Genomic DNA, 2,413 nt, shown 5'->3' on the forward strand with positions numbered 1-2,413 from the left:
CACCAGTACCGTGACCCGGCGCGTTTGCACCCCCCCCGCCGCCTTCGGGGGCCCCCCCGGGGTGGGCCCCCCGCGCCCGACCGACCCCCCCACCGGCACCCCCCCGCTCGCCCTGACCCCCCCCCCCCCCCCCACACACCAACCCCCCCGCCCCCCCCGCACACCCCCCGCCCCCCCCCCTTCGTTCAGAAGGTCAGGCGTCGTCAGTCGTCGCCCTGGAGGATCGACAGCAGACGCAGCATCTCCAGATAGATCCACACCAGGGTCATGGTGAGGCCGAAGGCCGCCAGCCAGGACTCCTCGCGGGGGGCGCCGTAGGCGATGCCGTCCTCGACCTGCTTGAAGTCCAGAGCGAGGAAGCAGGCGCCGAGGATGATGCCGATGACACCGAACAGGATGCCGAGGCCACCGCTGCGGAAGCCGAGGCCGTCACCGCCGCCGAAGACGGCGAACAGCAGGTTGACGGCCATCAGCAGCATGAAGCCGAGCGCCGCCGCCATCACGAAGCCGTAGAAACGGCGCGTGACACGGATCCAGCCCATCTTGTAGGCGGCCAGCACACCGGCGAAGACCGCCATCGTGCCGAGCACCGCCTGCATGACCACGCCGTCCGCGATGTACGTGGAGACGGCGCTGGAGATCACGCCGAGGAAGACACCCTCGAACGCGGCGTAGGCCAGGATCAGCGCGGGCGACGCCTTGCGCTTGAAGGACTGGACGAGTGCCAGCACGAAGGCCACCAGCGCGGCGCCGACGGCGATGCCGTACGACTTGCCGAGGTTGGCCGGGTCGACGGGCAGCAGGACCCACGAAAGGATCGCGGTGAGCACGACGGTGCCGAGCGTCATGGCGGTACGCGCCACGACGTCGTCCATCGTCATCACACCGGTGCGTGCGGGCGCCTGCGGCGGGGCACCGACCTGGGCGTCCGCCGGTGCGTAGGGGTTGGTGGCGTACGGGTTGCCGGTGCCCTGGGCGTACGGGTTTCCGGCGACGGGGCCCCCGGCCTGCGGCGCGGCGTTGAAGCCCGCGTAGCCGTTGTCGCGGCTGAACCCCCGTCGCGAGAAGACCGGGTTGCTGCTCCTCATCTCACTCCTCCATGGCCGCCGTGCGCGGCCTTGCCACAAGCGTAATGGGCGGGCAAAGAGATCCGCCTAGTGCTGAAGGAGGATCTTTCCTTGATCGTGACAAGCCGGTCACTACCGACGCCCGCCTCGCCCCACCGTATCGGCCATCCGTTCGACTCGCGCAGTGGCCCCATTCCCCCGGCGCATCCCGATCGAACGATCACCTGACCGGAGCACGACGCGGCGCGGCAACCGCTGAGCGGTGGTACCGGGCGGTGGGATGTGCGTCGCAGGCCACTCGCACCACGCACGCAGCCCGCGGCAATCGTGGCCCGCGCGCCCCGCGCACAGACGCGCACAGACGCGCACAGAAAGGAAGCTCATCATGAGCAGCAGATCCCGGCGCCTACGCGCCGCCGTCGTCCTCGCGACCGCGGCCGGTCTGGCCGGTCAGATCCTCGCCATGACTCCCGTCGCCGAGGCTTCGACCAAGCCGCGGCCGAGGCCGCACCACCCGAAGCCGTACCCGAAGCCGACCACGCCGGTCCAGTTCCCCCACGGACTCGAGGAGTTCACCGTCGACGGCACCTTCACCGTGCCCAAGGGGGTGCGTTCGATCTTCGTCCAGGCGTGGGGTGCCGGGGGCGGCGCGGGCGGCGGCGGGGGCGGCGCGTCGACGGAGCTCACCGGGGCCGGCGGGGGCGGCGGGGGCGGCGGGGGCGGCGGCTTCGTCTGGTGCGCCGTGTCGGTCACCCCCGGGCACGTGTACACCGTCGACATCGGGGACGGCGGCACCGGAGGGACCGCCGGCACCGGGGCTCCCGCCGGCAGCCAGTCGGGCGGCAGCGGCGGATCCGGAGGCACGGGCGACGGCACGACCTTCAGCAACAGCGACGTACTGGTGAACGCCGGCGGCGGTGGTGGTGCAGGCGGCGGTGCCGGCGGCAGTACCATCGACGGCGCCGGCGGCTCGGGCGGCGCAGGCGGCAGCGCGGCATGCACCGGCGCCAGCGTGATCCGGATCGGCGACGACGGCGACGCGGGCCTCTCCGGTGCCGACGGCGGCACGGGCGGCGCGGGTGGCGACACCTCGGACGGCATCGTCGACCCGCCCCTCAACGCGGGTGAGGGCGGCAACGGCGGCGACGGCGGAGCCGCCGGCACCACCGGCGGAGCCGGCGGCGCGGGCGCGGAGGGCGGCGCGGGCTACCTCGTCGGGGGGGGGGGGGCGCGCCCCGGCGCGGGCGGGCGATCGGCCCCAGCCCGCGAGGACCCTGCCCAGGCGGCCGGCCCGGGGCGCCGACGGGCGGGACCCCGCGGGGGGGACCCGCCGCCCCCCCGGCGGC

Annotated in this window: 2 protein-coding genes; one reads left to right on the forward strand and one right to left on the reverse strand. The window is 74.3% G+C overall.

Features of this window, described 5'->3' with window-relative positions; all coding sequences use genetic code 11:
- Nucleotides 1-203: 203 nt before the first annotated feature.
- Nucleotides 204-1,088, reverse strand: a complete 885-nt coding sequence (locus tag ACFWI9_RS32135) for a Bax inhibitor-1/YccA family protein (RefSeq protein WP_387168184.1) — start codon at nucleotides 1,086-1,088, stop codon at nucleotides 204-206.
- Nucleotides 1,089-1,452: 364 nt separating this feature from the next.
- Between ACFWI9_RS32135 and ACFWI9_RS32140 the strand changes: the two genes are divergently transcribed.
- On the forward strand, nucleotides 1,453-2,413 hold a 961-nt coding region (locus ACFWI9_RS32140; RefSeq protein ID WP_387168187.1), incomplete at its 3' end, for a hypothetical protein.

This window comes from Streptomyces sp. NPDC127084 (assembly GCF_042724175.1).
Taxonomy (GTDB): Bacteria; Actinomycetota; Actinomycetes; order Streptomycetales; family Streptomycetaceae; genus Streptomyces.

Excerpts from the sequence above, each read along its gene's own strand:
- ACFWI9_RS32135 (WP_387168184.1), bottom strand. The coding sequence starts at position 1,088 with ATGAGGAGCAGCAACCCGGTCTTCTCGCGACGGGGGTTCAGCCGCGAC.